Annotated in this window: 17 protein-coding genes and 1 tRNA gene; 10 read left to right on the top strand and 8 right to left on the bottom strand. The window is 53.5% G+C overall.

Annotation, left to right across the window (positions count from 1 at the left end; all coding sequences use genetic code 11):
* Positions 1-106 precede the first annotated feature (106 nt).
* On the top strand, positions 107-631 hold the full coding sequence (locus AC6I8N_RS14450) for a GNAT family N-acetyltransferase (RefSeq protein ID WP_021186338.1): 525 nt from the start codon (positions 107-109) through the stop codon (positions 629-631).
* 118 nt (positions 632-749) lie between these two features.
* On the top strand, positions 750-1,982 hold the full coding sequence (gene alaC, locus AC6I8N_RS14445) for an alanine transaminase (protein ID WP_497829342.1): 1,233 nt from the start codon (positions 750-752) through the stop codon (positions 1,980-1,982).
* A 46-nt stretch (positions 1,983-2,028) separates the two neighbouring features.
* On the opposite strand, the gene ypdK is transcribed toward alaC, so the two are convergent.
* The 3 genes from ypdK to AC6I8N_RS14430 form a co-directional block, all read right to left on the bottom strand.
* The gene (gene ypdK, locus AC6I8N_RS14440; protein WP_150105822.1) at positions 2,029-2,100 is read right to left on the bottom strand and encodes a membrane protein YpdK; all 72 of its coding nucleotides are present in this window, start codon (positions 2,098-2,100) and stop codon (positions 2,029-2,031) included.
* A gap of 201 nt (positions 2,101-2,301) precedes the next feature.
* Positions 2,302-3,330 carry an HlyD family secretion protein gene (locus tag AC6I8N_RS14435; protein ID WP_021186340.1) on the bottom strand — a complete coding sequence of 343 codons (1,029 nt, stop codon included), beginning with the start codon at positions 3,328-3,330 and terminating at the stop codon, positions 2,302-2,304.
* A 5-nt stretch (positions 3,331-3,335) separates the two neighbouring features.
* Positions 3,336-4,937, bottom strand: a complete 1,602-nt coding sequence (locus tag AC6I8N_RS14430; RefSeq protein WP_497830699.1) for an MFS transporter — start codon at positions 4,935-4,937, stop codon at positions 3,336-3,338.
* A 147-nt stretch (positions 4,938-5,084) separates the two neighbouring features.
* On the opposite strand from AC6I8N_RS14430, the gene AC6I8N_RS14425 reads away from it, so the two are divergent.
* The 4 genes from AC6I8N_RS14425 to AC6I8N_RS14410 all read left to right on the top strand — a co-directional run bounded on the left by AC6I8N_RS14425 (position 5,085) and on the right by AC6I8N_RS14410 (position 7,677).
* The gene (locus AC6I8N_RS14425) at positions 5,085-5,870 is read left to right on the top strand and encodes an IclR family transcriptional regulator (RefSeq protein WP_021186342.1); all 786 of its coding nucleotides are present in this window, start codon (positions 5,085-5,087) and stop codon (positions 5,868-5,870) included.
* A 6-nt stretch (positions 5,871-5,876) separates the two neighbouring features.
* The gene (locus tag AC6I8N_RS14420) at positions 5,877-6,329 is read left to right on the top strand and encodes a universal stress protein (RefSeq protein WP_497829341.1); all 453 of its coding nucleotides are present in this window, start codon (positions 5,877-5,879) and stop codon (positions 6,327-6,329) included.
* Positions 6,330-6,339: 10 nt separating this feature from the next.
* Positions 6,340-7,143 (top strand): hypothetical protein, encoded by an 804-nt coding sequence (locus AC6I8N_RS14415; protein WP_208723882.1) that lies wholly within the window; start codon positions 6,340-6,342, stop codon positions 7,141-7,143.
* 252 nt (positions 7,144-7,395) lie between these two features.
* Entirely contained in the window at positions 7,396-7,677 is a 282-nt protein-coding gene (locus AC6I8N_RS14410; protein ID WP_021186345.1) for a putative periplasmic lipoprotein, read from the top strand.
* Between the two features lie 69 nt (positions 7,678-7,746).
* On the opposite strand, the gene AC6I8N_RS14405 is transcribed toward AC6I8N_RS14410, so the two are convergent.
* A complete protein-coding gene (locus AC6I8N_RS14405) occupies positions 7,747-7,908 on the bottom strand; it encodes a hypothetical protein (protein WP_200864702.1) in 162 nt (53 codons plus the stop codon).
* A 304-nt stretch (positions 7,909-8,212) separates the two neighbouring features.
* On the opposite strand from AC6I8N_RS14405, the gene AC6I8N_RS14400 reads away from it, so the two are divergent.
* Positions 8,213-9,091, top strand: coding sequence for an SMP-30/gluconolactonase/LRE family protein (locus tag AC6I8N_RS14400; protein ID WP_497829340.1), 879 nt, complete (start codon positions 8,213-8,215; stop codon positions 9,089-9,091).
* A 38-nt stretch (positions 9,092-9,129) separates the two neighbouring features.
* Here AC6I8N_RS14400 and AC6I8N_RS14395 read toward each other — a convergent pair whose 3' ends face one another.
* On the bottom strand, positions 9,130-10,347 hold the full coding sequence (locus AC6I8N_RS14395) for an L-lactate MFS transporter (RefSeq protein ID WP_208723884.1): 1,218 nt from the start codon (positions 10,345-10,347) through the stop codon (positions 9,130-9,132).
* Positions 10,348-10,626: 279 nt separating this feature from the next.
* On the opposite strand from AC6I8N_RS14395, the gene AC6I8N_RS14390 reads away from it, so the two are divergent.
* Positions 10,627-10,866 (top strand): hypothetical protein, encoded by a 240-nt coding sequence (locus AC6I8N_RS14390; protein WP_013509957.1) that lies wholly within the window; start codon positions 10,627-10,629, stop codon positions 10,864-10,866.
* 38 nt (positions 10,867-10,904) lie between these two features.
* Here AC6I8N_RS14390 and AC6I8N_RS14385 read toward each other — a convergent pair whose 3' ends face one another.
* Positions 10,905-11,804, bottom strand: coding sequence for a DMT family transporter (locus AC6I8N_RS14385; protein ID WP_497829339.1), 900 nt, complete (start codon positions 11,802-11,804; stop codon positions 10,905-10,907).
* 179 nt (positions 11,805-11,983) lie between these two features.
* Between AC6I8N_RS14385 and AC6I8N_RS14380 the strand changes: the two genes are divergently transcribed.
* Entirely contained in the window at positions 11,984-12,853 is an 870-nt protein-coding gene (locus AC6I8N_RS14380; RefSeq protein WP_497829338.1) for a helix-turn-helix domain-containing protein, read from the top strand.
* A 190-nt stretch (positions 12,854-13,043) separates the two neighbouring features.
* On the top strand, positions 13,044-13,232 hold the full coding sequence (locus tag AC6I8N_RS14375) for a hypothetical protein (protein WP_497829337.1): 189 nt from the start codon (positions 13,044-13,046) through the stop codon (positions 13,230-13,232).
* A 17-nt stretch (positions 13,233-13,249) separates the two neighbouring features.
* Here AC6I8N_RS14375 and AC6I8N_RS14370 read toward each other — a convergent pair.
* Both AC6I8N_RS14370 and AC6I8N_RS14365 read right to left on the bottom strand, forming a co-directional pair.
* Positions 13,250-13,324 (bottom strand) — tRNA-Arg (locus AC6I8N_RS14370).
* A 74-nt stretch (positions 13,325-13,398) separates the two neighbouring features.
* Positions 13,399-14,316, bottom strand: a complete 918-nt coding sequence (locus AC6I8N_RS14365) for a formate/nitrite transporter family protein (RefSeq protein WP_497829336.1) — start codon at positions 14,314-14,316, stop codon at positions 13,399-13,401.
* Positions 14,317-14,457: the final 141 nt, after the last annotated feature.

The raw sequence follows: 14,457 nt of genomic DNA, 5'->3' as shown, positions 1-14,457 counted from the left end.
AGGAAAAGTTGAGTAGTAAAAAGAGGATTAGCTTTTCCCTGCGCTGAGACTGGTTGTCACCGGTGCGGTTTGTTATGTTGGCCTAAGCCTTTTTCGGAGCGCAGCCATGCAATTAGTCACAGCCCGTTTGACCCTCAACCGCCTCCAGCCGGAAGACTGGCAGATTTTCAAAGCGGTACATGAAGATGCCGCAACCATGACCTGGGTAAGTGAAATCCCCGATGAAGAGGATATCCGTCAGCGGTTTACGGAACGCCTTGCTCCCTGGCAGGTCAGCAGTTTTCACATGTTGTGCATGGTGGCCCGTTTGCGTGAAACCGGCGAAGCGATAGGCCTGTTTGGTTGCAACCCGGAGTGGGAACCCTATCGCCAGGCCGAGGTCGGCTACATGATGCTGCATCGTTTTACCGGACAGGGGTATGGCAGCGAGGCGCTGGGTGCGCTTTGTACGTTTTTGCTGCAAGCCGAATTTCATAAGCTGAAAGCACTGGTGGTGGAGGGGAATTGGCCATCAAGACGCATTCTGGAGAAGAATGATTTTGTGCTGGAGGGGACGCTACGGGATAATTATCTGTTAAACGGCCAATGGGTGAACGATTGGGTGCTGGGGCGTCTGAATCAGCAAAAATAAAAATATTATCTTCGGCTCTCGACAATCCTGTTATCACCGCGTTATGTTCTTGGTTCGGTCACAGCAGTGACCCACGTCGCTCGGACGGTCCGGGCGCTAACGTACTCCAGAGGACATCATGGCTGATAACAGCACACCCCGTCGTTTTTCTCGTATTGACCGCCTTCCCCCTTACGTTTTTAACATCACCGCTGAATTGAAGATGGCTGCGCGTCGGCGCGGCGAAGACATCATCGATTTTTCGATGGGGAACCCGGATGGCGCGACGCCGCCGCATATCGTAGAAAAACTGTGCCAGGTGGCCCAACGCGAGGACACTCACGGCTACTCCACCTCGAAAGGGATCCCGCGCCTGCGTCGCGCGATTTCACGCTGGTATGCTGACCGTTATCAGGTGGATATCGATCCTGAATCTGAAGCCATTGTCACTATCGGTTCGAAAGAGGGACTGGCGCATTTGATGCTGGCAACCCTCGACCACGGCGACACCGTGTTGGTGCCTAACCCCAGCTACCCTATTCATATTTACGGCGCGGTGATTGCCGGGGCGCAGGTCCGTTCTGTGCCGCTGGTGGCGGGCGTCGATTTCTTTAACGAGCTGGAACGCGCCATTCGTGAAAGCTACCCGAAACCGAAGATGATGATCCTCGGTTTCCCGTCCAACCCGACTGCGCAATGCGTGGAACTGGATTTCTTCGAACGCGTGATTGCGCTGGCGAAGCAGTACAACGTGTTGGTGATCCACGACCTGGCCTATGCCGACATTGTCTACGATGGCTGGAAAGCGCCGTCGATCATGCAGGTGCCGGGTGCACGCGATGTCGCGGTTGAGTTTTTCACCCTGTCGAAAAGCTACAACATGGCGGGCTGGCGTATCGGTTTTATGGTCGGCAATAAAGAGTTGGTTTCGGCGCTGGCGCGTATCAAGAGTTACCACGATTACGGCACCTTTACGCCGTTGCAGGTGGCAGCAATCGCTGCGCTGGAAGGGGATCAGCAATGTGTACGCGATATCGCCGAGCAGTACAAACGTCGTCGTGATGTGCTGGTGAAAGGGCTGCACGAAGCGGGATGGATGGTCGAGATGCCCAAAGCCTCGATGTACGTCTGGGCGAAAATTCCTGACCATTACGCGCATCTTGGTTCGCTGGAGTTTGCCAAACGTTTATTGCAGGAGGCCAAAGTGTGCGTGTCGCCAGGTATCGGCTTTGGTGACTACGGTGACACCCATGTGCGTTTTGCGCTGATTGAGAACAGCGATCGTATTCGTCAGGCGGTGCGGGGAATTAAAGCGATGTTCCGTACCGACGGGATTTTGCCCGGAACCGTGAAAACCACAGAAGAAGAATAGCCTTCCGTTTCAGGGGCGACAATCCCGTCGCCCCTTCCTGGTGATACTAGAGCATCAGCATGAAGGTGCCGACCCAGATTAACAGGAAAAAAGAGATTCCCATCAAAGCGTATTTCACACTACAACTCCTCTGAGCGTTTACGACGATGGTGATCCCAGACCAGCGTAACGCGACAGAATAAGAGAAAGGTGGAGTTCATCACCGCTACACGCTTTCATCTCAGGTCGTTCAGAGCAAACTCAGAACAGGATCGAACGCTAATTTACGCGTAATTTTTCCGAAAAGAAATAGATCCATTCTGAGATATTTATCACGTTTTTAGTGCACTTCAATTTCCGGGATCGCCGACATGCCAACGCGTAATTGCGCCAGATCGGCCTGGTTGGGATCCAGCACGATTTTCACCGGCAGGCGTTGCACCACCTTGGTGTAGTTGCCTGTCGCGTTATCGGGTGAAATGGCGGAAAAGGTCGCTCCCGTGGCGGGCGCAATACTGTCAACATGGCCGGAAAATGTCTTGCCCGGCAGGGCATCCACCCGCACCAACACCTTTTGCCCCTCACGCACATCCGTCAACTGCGTTTCCAGATAGTTGGCGGTGATATAGGTTTGCTGCAACGGTACCACCGCCAGCAAACGGGTTCCCGCCGTAACATAGGCCCCGAGTCGCACCGAACGTTGTCCCACCATGCCATCGACCGGGGCGACGATACGGGTGTAGGACAGATTAAGCTGTGCCTGATCGACGCTGGCTTGTGCGGCGGTGACATCCGCTTCTGCCTGACGCAATGCTGCCTGCAAAACACCAACTTCCTTCACGGCGGCAGCCAGCGCCGCTTCGCTCTGGCGTACGGTGGCGGCAGCGGAGCGCTGAGTAGATGTGGCTTTTTGCTGCTCATCAGCGGCGATGGTGCCACTTTTATACAGGCTGTCGTAACGCGCCGCACTCTGACCGGCATACTGAGCTGAAGCCTGGCTGGCGGCCAGTGTCGCTTTTGCCTGGTCAATGGTGGATTGCTGTTGCTCCAGTTGCGCCTGGCTGCTCAGACGCTTGGCTTCACTGACCTGTAAATTGGCTTTGGCGGTTTCCAGCGCGACGCGATAGTCACGGTCGTCGAGCGTCGCCAGCAGTTCACCCGCTTTGACGCGCTGGTTATCCTGCACATTAACGCTGGCGATATAGCCGGAGACTTTCGGCGCAACCAGCGTGTAATCCGCATTGACGTAAGCATCATCCGTTCGGTGATCATTGCCGGTCATCGACGACCAGACGAAAAAGGCCATGATCAGCAACACCAGCAGTAAGGCGCTCAGCAGCACCGTTCTTTTCAGAGCAAAAGCACGCATATCAGTTATCTCGACGTGTTTGTAACAGGTTGAATCAGAGTTTGTGGCGGCCAGACACGTTTTGGCAGCCAGGCGGTGAGCAGCAGAAGCAGTGCGGCGAAACCGATCAGCATCACATAGCTATCACTCAAACTGAGCACCATCGCCTGATGCTTCAGCAACGTGGCGAAACCGCTCAGGTTTTCACTGCTGCTGGCGCTGCCATCCGGCAAAAGCGGGAAGCTGCTGCTCGCCTGTGCACTGGTGGGTGCGGTCATCAACCACGAACGGCTGGCGGCGTTACCCACCAGGATATTGGAATGAAACTGTTCGCGGTGGCTGATAAACCACTCCACCAGCGTACTGGCGGCGACGCTGGAGAAGCCGCGCACGGTATTAAACATCGCGGAGGCAAAAGGACCTTCCGGCGGGGCAACGACGCTGGTGGCGCTCATTAACACCGGCAAAATCACCATTGGCTGACCAAAAGCCTGCAAAATTTGTATCAGCCAGAAATTTTGTCGCCCCCAGTCGGTGGTGATTTGCATCCCGAGCAGGCAGGAGGTCACCAGCAATGCCACGCCTGCGGTCAGCATCCAGCGGCAGTCAATCCAGCGGATATTCAGCAGCGCGGCAATCAACGGTGCGATTAACAACTGTGGTAAACCCACCGTCAGTGCCAGCGGGGCAAATTGCAGGGTACGGAAACCCTCGATCTGGCCAAAGTAAGCCGAAGGTAGAGCTGAACCGGAAAGCGACAGAATCAGTACCCCGGCCAGTGCCAGCAGACCGTGCGCGAGGTTGTGGCGTTGCAGCATCTGCAACTTGAACAATGGCAACGGGTGAAACCATTCATTAATAAAGAACACAATCAGCAATGCCGCGGCGCTAAATAATAGCGCGACGATTAATGGCGAGCTGAGCCAGTCCAATCGTTCACCCTGTGTCAGTGCGAGGATCAGCAACGCGATACCGCTGCAACCGGTCAGCATGCCGAACAGATCCATTTGCTGGAAACGCTCGAAACGCAGTGGGTCCTGGGGCAGGCCCCAGCTAATCAGCAGCATGGCTACCAGCATAGCGGGCACCACTTGCCAGAACACGAACATCCAACTGACGTCGTCGGTCCAGAAAGCAGCCAATGAGGCGGCAAGATTGGGGCCGAAGGTTGCCGTCAGCGCGTAAGCGCCTAGGCCATAAAGTTTGATCGGCGGAGGCAAGAAACGTAACGCGACCGTCATCAGTAACGGGGGCAGAGCGCCACCAAACAGCCCCTGGATAACGCGCAGAGTGATAAATAAGGTGGCATTGGGCAGCAGCGGCAGCAGAATGCCGGTGATCATGAAGCCTGCCGAGACGGTAAGCGCAAAACGGCGCAGCGAGAAGGTGACGGCAAACCAGGGCGCAATCATCATGGCGGCCACTTCGGCGGCCTGGTAAGCAGAAATGATCCAGCTACCCTGATCGTAACTGATGCCAATGGCCGCACGGATATCCGCCAGAGCAATATCGGTGACGCGATCGTTTAAACCGGCGGTCAGGGCGGCAATCAGCACACCCACCAGACCGAGCGCAAGGCGCAGGGTAAAAGGATGGGGTGCCGGGGCCGCTGCGGGCTGGGCATTCATAGCAGGTTTCTCGTTATGTTGATGCAGTGTATTGCGATGTGATACAGCTCGCATATTACATCCCGGTATGTTGTATTGCAATGTGATACAGGGTGTAAAAGTGCGGTTAATCGCGCTAAAGTAGGGCAGGCCACAAAGGATCGCACTATGGTTGAACTTCCCTCCTGCCGTGAGGATGAAAAAGCGGGCGGCATTCAGGTCATTGCCCGCGCGGCAAAAATTCTAAATGCATTGGGTGAGCATCCCGGCGGTATGAGCCTGGGGGAGATTGCTCAGGCGGTGGATTTACCCCGTTCGACGGTGCAACGTATTGTCGCCGCGTTGGATAATGCGCAACTGGTACGCAGCAGTGGCGCAGGCGGATTACGCCTCGGTCCGGCGCTGCTGAAGCTGATCTCCAGCGTGCACAGTGACGTGGTTGAAGTGGTGCGTCCTTTTCTTGAACGACTTTCCGCAGAGACGAATGAAACTGTCTCACTGGCACGCGCCAGTGGTACGCAACTGGCTATCGTCCATTATGTGGTGGCGTCACGCGAACTGCGTGTGGTGCCGCGCATGGGGCTGAATCTGCCGCTCTACAGCACCTCGGGCGGTCGCGCCTTACTGGCGCTGGAGAGCGATGAAGATGTCAGGGTAATTGTCGGCGAAGCCTATAAAGAGCTGACGGAGATGACCATCAAAACGCTGCCGCAGTTGCTGGAGTTGATTGGTGAAGTGCGCAAAACCGGCTTCTCCTACGATCGTGGTGAGACGCTGGAGGGCATCTCAACCATGGCGGTGGCGATCGACACTTTATTTGGCCGCTTCTCTATTTCACTGCTGGTGCCGACAGCGCGTTTTCGTAAACACGAGGCGCGTTATTGTGAGGAAATCCTGAAGTGTAAAGAGGCGCTGACCCGCGAAATTGGCAAAATGACCGCTGTTGAAGGATAACCGCAGATGAAAACCTTGTTGATGGCCATTGATAACTCTCCAGTGGCGGAAAAAGTGATCGCTCTGACGATTGAACAGGCGCTTGCGCACCAGGCGCAGGTAGTGGTGCTGTGTTGCATCGACCCGGCCTATTCTTCCTGCAACCAGCCGATTGAGATTGATGCCGGTGAAGATCCGGATGATTTTCTGGTGGCAAAGGATGAACAAAATACCGCTGAAATGGTGGTGCGCCATGCGCTGGCACCGATTATACGCGCCGGAGTGACAGCAAAAGGGGTGATTCTGGCCGGGGAAGCGGCGGAAACCATTGTTGCCCAGTCGGCTGCCGTGCAGGCCAGCATGATTATCATGGGACGACGCCATCTTTCGCCGTTCAACCGCCTGCTGAAAGGCTCGGTCAGCGCCGCCGTGATTGAACGCGCCAACTGTCCGGTTCTGATTGACGTACGCAAGGATTAATAACCGCTCCATGCTCTCGCTTTTCATTATTACGCTGGTGGCATTCGGGCTGCTGGCGCTGATCATTATTGTGCTGTTGCGTACCACCGCATTGCGTCTCTGGCAGGGTGTGCTGCTATTTCTGTTACCGGTGTTGCTGGCCAATCTGCTGTGGTTTAGCTGGCTGCATCCACGCCAGCAGCGGCAGGCGCTGGCGACTGAAGTCGCTAATCAACTCAGCGAGGCACCGGGTTATCGGCTGTTGAAAACCCAGGAACCCGTGTTGTGGCAGCTCCTGAATCGTGAGTTGTTGCATAAACGTCTGGCCGGGGTGCCACCGGAAGAAGCGTTGGGCGAGATGCGTGGCTGGCTATTCGATTTAGTGAATCAACGTCTGGTCCGTGCCAGTGATACCGCCATCCTCAATTACATTCGCGTTTCCGTCGAGGAGATGCAGGCGCTGCAACAACAGAATGCACAAAGCTGCTTCCGGTTTCTTTACCCGCAGGTGAATGGCGGTGTCAATTTACAGCAATTGCTGCCACCTCAACTGAATCAGCGTGATGCGCAGGCATTGGACGAATTGCTGGCGCAAAGTACCGGAGATGAGCAACCGCTGGATAATCAGGCGGCGCAGCGTGATTTGCAGAAAGTGGTGGAGACGTTGTACAGCAAATGGGGTGACCGTCTGCAACAACTTAATATGCCTGCGGATACCACGGTCGATCGTTCGGCGATGTGCGCGATGTCGATTGACCTCTACAACGGCATTCTCGCATTGCCTGACAAACAAGCGGCTAATCTTCTGCGTAAAATGGTCAGTCTTACCGGATAGCGGGCAAAAAAAAGCCCGCTCAGCACGGGCAATAAGGTCACAATCAGTCAGTCTCTTACGTTATTCACCTGGTGTGGCGGGGACTTCGTTTTGTCTGAGAAAAGTATGTCACTGCAGAAGTGATAAGAATAGCCGTTTGGTTTTATCAATTTAATTGGTAAAATCTTTTTTTGTTCAGATATTTCGTTCCCCATTCCTATAGCCAGACGCAGCGCTGCTTTTTACACTGCGGTGCTAAATGAGGACATCACAATGAAAAATGGGTTAATGGGTGCCATCGCGCTGTTATTATTGTCTGGCTGTAGTGTCAGTCACCCAGGAGGATTTGAGCGTGTAGATGAAGATCCCAGCTCAAATACTGTTCAGTATCGTTACGATCCGCAGACATTTAATAAAGATGCCATGGCAGTAGATTTGGCTGAATATTGCAGCAAGCGTGGATTTGATAAAGTTGAAGCGTTACCCGCCCAGGATAGTCATATTCCAGGATTAAAGAAAGCCTGGTATCAATGCAATTACGCAGTGAAAAGTTAAAAAAGAAGGGCGGGAAATTTTCCCGCCCTTTTTCTTTTTTATTATTTGCTGTGTGTTAGCTTTGCCCGCTTACCAGTGTCTGCCTGGTCCTGGCCCATGATGCCAGCCACCGTGCCAGCCCCCATGTGGCGGTCCCCAGCCAGGTCCACGTCCGTGACCACCATCAATAATACAACCACTCAGCATGGCAACGACGGCAACGACAGACGCAACTTTAATTAGTTTTTTCATGGAGAGTCCTCCTCTTTTCCAATGAGGCCAGATTACAGTGGAAAAGTGGAGCGAAGATGCAGCGAATGTAGAGTTATTTTTGGATCTATTTCTGAATATTTCAATTTGCAGAGAGGATTGTCAGGAAGGAATATAAACCAATCGGAATAAGCTGAATGCCTGATGATAATAACGCGATTAGTCTGAAAAGCAAGTCTAAATAATATCTGTTCTCAGTTAAAATAGATGACGTTAGCGGTGCGATTTATCGCGCAGGTTTCTGAAATACAGGTTACAGTCGGGACAGCATAAATAAGGAGCAATCATGGCGCGTGAAGTGAGAAATGTACTGGCCTTGCAGGCAGAGTTGGCTGAGTGTCCTTTATGGTCAACACGCGAACAGGTGCTGTGGTGTGTGGATATTCTGGCACCTGCCATTCATCGTTTCGATCCCGTCAGTGGTGAGTTGCATACGTTTCCTCAACAGGAAGAGGTGGGTTGTATCGGGCTGCGTGAGCAGGGCGGCTTAATTGCGGCGCTGCGCAGTGGCGTCTGGCTGCTGGATCAACAGGGTAAAGCCCAGCGTAAGCTGGCAGATAATCCGGGGATTGCAGCGAAGAGTCGCTTCAACGACGGGCGTGTCGACCCCTGGGGGAATTTCTGGTGCGGCAGCCTGTGGGAGCCACAGGATAAAAATGGTGGGCTACTGTGCCGCGTTACCCCTGATGGTGTATTAGCGGTGATGGCTGAGGACGTGAAAATTTCCAACGGTCTGGCGTTCTCACCGGATCGCCAATGGATGTATCACAGCGATACCCCCAATGAAGTGCTGTATCGCTACCCACTGAATGTCCAAAACGGCGAACCTGGCGAGCGTCAGCGTTTTCGTCAGTTTGATGCCAAAGGGGGATTGCCGGATGGTGCTGCGGTGGACAGCGAAGGTTACTACTGGTCTGCGCTATTTGACGGTGGTCGGGTGGTGCGTATTGATCCGCTGACAGCGGAGATCGTCGATGAGATTACGTTGCCGGTGCGCTGGCCGACGATGGTCGCGTTTGGCGGTGCTGATTTGAAAACCCTGTATATCACCTCATCGCGTGAACATCGAACCGCCGAGGAGCTGACACGTTATCCGCAGTCGGGCGATATTTTTGCTGTGGAGGTGGACGTGGCGGGAATAGCGGAGCCGTTATTTAAAGGATAAAAACATGCCGTGCCCGAAAGCACGGCATGGCCTGGAACTTAACTGCGATGTAGTACCGGCTCCTGTACATTGTGGCGTTGCGGCAGGCGGATGCTGAGTGACAGGAACAATGAAATCACCAGCAAGGTCATAATCAGGCTGAAGGTGATAGTGAAGCCACCAAACACCGATGCCACCAGTGATCCCAGCACGCTACCGATACCAAAACCCAGATAAATCAGGCCGTAATTTTTGGTCAGGTTGTTCAGGCCGAAGAAATCGCTGACCAGTGACGGGAAGACGGTGATGGTGCCGCCAAAGCTGAATGCCACGCAGGCCAGGGAAATAAAGAAGGTGGATTCATTCATGTGGGTGAAAAGCAAAATGCTCATCCCTGCCAGTGAAACCACCTGTGCCAGCGAAATCACCCGGATACGCGCCATTTTATCGGACAGCACACCCAACACCAGACGACCACTCAGGTTAGCGATAGCAATCACCGTCACCGCATTCGCCGCAGTTTGTGTGCTGAGATGAACCAGACCCTCGCCAATATCTTTCGCCACGCCAATCACATACAAACCGCTCATGCAGGCAGTGAGGAACATCAGCGCCAGCATCCAGTATTGTGGTAAACGGATGGACTGCGCCAGCGTGTAATCTTTGCTTTGCACGGCGGAGGTGCTGCTGCTCTGCTGGACCGGTGCATCACGCATCAGCAGTGCGCCGAGGATGATCATGGTCATTGCCAGCACCCCCCAAATCACGAAGGTGTTTTCCAGCCCCTGGCTGTTGAGCAGCGCACCGCAGATAAATTTAAAGCCCAGGCTACCCAAACCGTAGGCACCGATGGCACAGGCGGAGATCACCCCTTTACGTTCCGGGAACCATTTTACGCAGTTGGATAAGGTCATCAGATAACCGGCACCATCAGCCAGCCCGACCAGTACCCCTGCGCTGAGGTACAGCATCATCAGGTTATCCGCATGGGCGGTTAACCAGAAACCCAGCGCCATCAATACACCGGCACCAATGGTGACATTACGTACGCCGAAGCGTTCCTGTAATTTACCGGCCAGCGATGAAGCAATCGCCAGGCCGAGGCTCAGTAAACCAAACGAGAACGCGACCTGACTGACCGGGGCATCAAGCTTATGCGCCAGTTGGCCGTTAAACAGGCTCCAGGTGTAGACCGAACCTAACGCAAATTGAGTCAAAATGGTGCCAGCCAGGGTGAGCCAGCGGGTGCGTTGATAATTTGATGTGGTGGTTTGCATATTTTTCTCTCCCATCCGGGAATTCGGAAACTGAAGCGATGGTAATCCGCTCGCGCGTAGGCGTGGGGAGAAAGGGCGTGAGAGGCTGTAGCGACGGAATGAAATGCAGTGAAACCGGTATGAATGGCATTGCGCTACTTGCTAGCACGTATTGCGTGTCAGCGCGTGAAAGATTGTTGCATCAGGTGGTGATATGTAACCAGATGCGTCTCAGGCCGTGTATGGGCTGCAAACTAAGAAAATTTTGCCATGCTTAAAGCTCACCAAACAGGAGGAAATATGAAAGACCGAGCATATGAATCCGCGTCGAGTGAGGATGAAGTTTGCTGCATCATCGGTCAGGCGGTGATCGAGTTAAGCGATGAACATCAACCAGTGAATAAATCCACGCTGTCGTTGAAACTACTGGCAATGGCCGATCGCGACAGAGACGATGAGCGCATACTGCTTTACTGGATCGCCAGAAAAGCGATCAATCAACCTCACCAGCTCAATATCGGCGTGCAGGGCTGGCGCTAAGAGGACCAGAGAGCGGGCGCAATGCCCGCTCTCGTGCATCAGGCCAGACGCAGGCGTTTTGCGGTCGGCCAGCGTAGGAACATCACCATATTTCCCGCCAGAATCATCACCAGGCCGACAATCGCGTTGCTATGCCATTGATAACCTTCATACAGGGTGGATAACGTTAACGCCACCAGCGGGAACAGTAGCGTGCTGTAGGCGGCCTGACTGGCCCCGATTCGTCCCACCAGGGTGAAATACGCACCAAATCCCAGTACCGAACCAAAAATCGCCAGATAGCTCATGGAACCCAACCATTGCAGATTGAGTGCCGGGGCCAGTGAATCACCGTTTAGCGTGGCCAGCACCGCCATGATCAGCGCGCCATAAAGCATTGCATAGCTATTGGTGGTCAGAACATCACGCTGACGACGCTGGTGGCGCGTCGAAATCATATTGCCAAAGGAGAACCCCAGCGTGCCAAGCGCGCTCAAACCCACACCCCACAACAATTGTGGCGCTGGATGCGCAGCGCGGATATCGCCCCAGAATAGCGCAACGATGCCACCTAACCCGAGAATCGCGGCAGGTAACAGACGAAAGGGGGGACGCTGACGGAAGAAGAACCAGCTATTCAGGGCATTATAAAGCACCGCCATCGAAAAAATCACCGACTCCAGACCACTGCTAATCCATGCTGCGGCATGATAAAAACAGACGAAATTGAAGCCAAACACACAACAACCCTGCAAAACACAGAACAGGTGATCCTGCGCATCCAGTTTTTTCAGGCGACGAATCAGTTTCAATACCACCAGCATCACCAGCGAAGCCAGCAAAAAGCGCCAGAACACCGCCACCAGGACCGGCGTATCAGCGGCTTCCTGCTGTAAAAAAATTGCTATCCAGGTGGTGCCCCAGATTAAAACCACCGCCAGATATAACACCAGGTTCATATGCTCTCTCCACAACAGATTTGCGGCGAGTGTGACGTCCTTTGTGGTGGTTGGCTTGCATTCTCTTGCGCCACAATTGCAAAATCTTGCGCTTTTTACCTCTGCGTCCCAATGTGGCCTGTTTTCTGTCCGTCTGAATCCGTAAACTAAGCGCTATTGCCCAGCGAGTGATGTTGACCATGCCTGATTACCAGACTTTTACTATGCTTCAGCGCCATAAAGCGCAGCTGCGTGACAGCGTGCGGCTGAGCAGCGGCATCAAGCTGGCAGCCTGGTTCAACAGCGGCGATCGCGTGACCAATCTGAGTAATCACCACACCCTCAGCCTCTACACTGCGGATGGTTATGATACCTGGCACAAAACCCAGCATGGTTGGCGTAATGGCGGTGGCCCTGATCGTTTTTGTCTGATGCCTTCCGGCACCGAATCGGTGTGGGATATTCGTGCAGACCTGTCGTTTGTGCATCTTTACTGCACCGATCAACACCTGCGGCAGATGGCTGAACAAATCTGGGATCGCAGTCCGGCCCGACTTAATTTGCATGAGAAGGTATTCTCGGCGGATGATCGCATCACTCAACTTTATCGTCATTTCCTGCTCAGCACCGACTGGCAACAACCAGCCAACCAGTTGATGCTCAGCAGCGCATCAACATTATTAATGACGCATTTGTTGCAGCATTACAGCGATGTGCAATGGCAAGCACCGCAGGTACGTGGTGGGCTGGCCCCGGTAGTGCTACGTCGTATTCTGGCTTATATCGATGCGCATCTGGATCAACCGCTCACGCTGGCACACCTCGCGGCTGAGGCGGTGTTGAGTGAGTTCCATTTCGCGCGCATGTTCCGTGCCAGCGTCGGGGAGGCACCACACCAATATGTGATGCGCCGACGCATGGACGAAGCCCTGACCTTGCTCAGGCACACGGCGTTACCGCTGACCGAGATTGCACTGCGCTGTGGTTTCCACTCCTCCAGTCACTTCAGTAACCGGTTTCGCCAGTTACATGGGGTGACGCCTTCGGCGTGGCGGCAGACGCAGGGGTGAGATCTGTCACCCGTTGAGATCGTTCTGCAACGTCATGCAATGCCCTGCTTTTCCTGAGAGACCCTACGCATTTTGTGATTCTGGTCAGTGAATTAGCATGATTTTCAATGCTGAGTAGTTAAAATGGTTTTGCTAACATGGTGTGATTATCACTTATTTCACAGTAAGTTCTTATGCGAGGAAGCCCAATATGGAAATTCGTGTGTCAAAGTTGGAACAGGATCTGAGCGAAATGAAAACCGATCTGGCGGTTATTAAGTCAAACCACACAACGCGTAGTGATCTTCTTGAGGAAATCGGTAAACAAACAAAATGGTTAATGGCGAGCATGGCTGCGATTGCCGGAGTGTCTCTGGCGCTGGCGCGTTGGTTGTTTTGAAGGGGTAACACCAGACATGGCGTTCCCTGCAGGGATCGAACCTGCAACTAGCCCTTAGGAGGGGCTCGTTATATCCATTTAACTAAGGGAACGTCGGCGCGCAGTATACCCCAGCAGCTACGCAAATTTAACCGCCTGTTTCCCGTTTGCTTAATATCTCAACAAATTAGCGTGATTTCTCACACTTCGCCTGGCGTTTTTGCTCGGCACGGGCTTTGGCTTTTGCCGCCTCGCTCATATCGTTGCGAATCTGCGCATGGCTGATCAAAGCAAAAATCAGCGTTCCGCCGGTAATATTGCCAAGCAACGTCGGCAGGGCGAATGGCCAGAGGAATTCATGCCAGGGAATACGGCCGGCAAACACCAGATACAGCACCTCCACTGAACCAACCACGATGTGGGCTAAGTCACCGAGTGCCACCAGCCAGGTCATCATCACGATCACCACGATTTTCGCGGCACCGGCATAGGGAAACATCCATACCATGGTGGCAATGATCCAGCCGGAAATCACCGCATTAGCGAACATCTCTCCCGGCGGGTTTGCCATTACTTTTTCACTGATCACGGTGAAAGCCTGACGGGTTGCCTCATCAAAGATCGGCATATAATTAAACGCCAGCGCACCCAGTGCCGTCCCGATCAAATTACCCGACAGCACCAGCCCCCAGAAGCGCAGTAGCAGCAAAATATTCCCTGACGTGGGTTTGTGCATCACGGGCAGCACAGCTGTCACGGTGTTTTCAGTGAACAACTGCTGACGCGCCATAATTACGATAACAAAACCAAAGGTATAGCCAAGATTTTCCAGTAAAAATCCTCCAGGTACGCCCTCCAGATGGACCTGGAAAATCCCCTTCGCCATCAGAGAGGCGCCCATCGACATCCCAGCTGCAATCGCTGACCACAGCAGCGCCATACCGTCACGCTCTAGTTCCTTTTCCCCGTCCTGACGTATCTCTTCATGGATGGCAGCGGCTCGTGAGGGTAACGCCTCCTCATCGACTTCAATCTCTGTGCCTTGCGTTTTTTCTTCGCTTTCAACGTCATTACTCTCTTGAGAAACCGATGGCGAACGCTTCATATTTTCCTCCGGTGATAATGCCATTGCGTAATAAGCGTAGCCGTTTTGCGCAAGCTTGATTTGTTACGTGGATTCAATTTAAGAGTAACAAGATTTTAACTGTGGTGGTTTTTTGAGCGATTTATTGATCTGAACCACCCG

This window comes from Pantoea sp. X-Soil-TKNS-1279, from assembly GCF_059730565.1.
The sequence above is the reverse complement of the archived record's forward strand: the minus strand, read 5'-3'. Positions and strand labels throughout refer to the sequence as shown.